General features: G+C 60.3%; 1 protein-coding gene. It reads left to right on the top strand.

The genetic code is table 11. The features are described 5' to 3' along the window. Positions 1-784, top strand: a 784-nt coding sequence (locus HMPREF3145_RS04770) for a YPDG domain-containing protein (protein WP_210384151.1), incomplete at both ends; no start/stop codon positions are given.

Here is a 784-nt window from a genome sequence, read left to right as displayed (position 1 = left end):
GATCACCGTGACTATTCCGAAGGACGCCAACCCAGGCGACAAGATCACCGTCCCGGTCGAGGTCACTTACCCGGATGGCTCCAAGGACAACGTTGATGTCACCGTCACCGTTGACAACCCGGATGCGAAGACTGCGGATGAGATTGAGCCGGAGTACAAGGATGGTTCGGGTAAGCCTGGTGAGGACGTCAAGGTTGAGAAGCCTGAGTTCAAGGACAAGGATGGCAACCCGACCACACCGCCGGAGGGCACCACGTTCACTCCGGGTGAGAACACCCCGGATGGTGTGGTCGTCGATAAGAACACCGGCGAGATCACCGTGACTATTCCGAAGGACGCCAAGCCGGGCGACAAGATCACCGTTCCGGTCGAGGTCACCTACCCGGATGGTTCCAAGGACAACACCACGGTCACCGTCACCGTTGATAACCCGGATAAACCGGTAGATGAGGGTGCGGACACCACGCCGCCGAAGATCAACCCGATCAAGCCGGACGATAAGACCATCACCGGCACCGGCGACCGTCCGAACGAGGACATCATCGTCACCTTCCCGGATGGCAAGGAAGTGCCGACCAAGACCGATGAGAACGGCAACTGGACGGTCACCGTTCCTGGCGGCACCACCTTGAAGCCAGGCGACGATGTCAAGGCTCGGGACGGTGTGGGCAACGAGTCCAAGGAGAAGGTTGGCATCGACACCGGCAAGTGCATCGCCACCTCGGTCGGCTTCGGTCTACCGCTGATCGCGCTGCTGCCGATCGGTCTGGCTACCCAGTTGGAG

It is taken from the genome of Corynebacterium sp. HMSC05C01 (assembly GCF_001807155.1).
GTDB classification, from domain to species: domain Bacteria; phylum Actinomycetota; class Actinomycetes; order Mycobacteriales; family Mycobacteriaceae; genus Corynebacterium; species Corynebacterium coyleae.
Note: the sequence above shows the minus strand (reverse complement) of the source record. Positions and strands in the feature narration are given on the sequence as shown.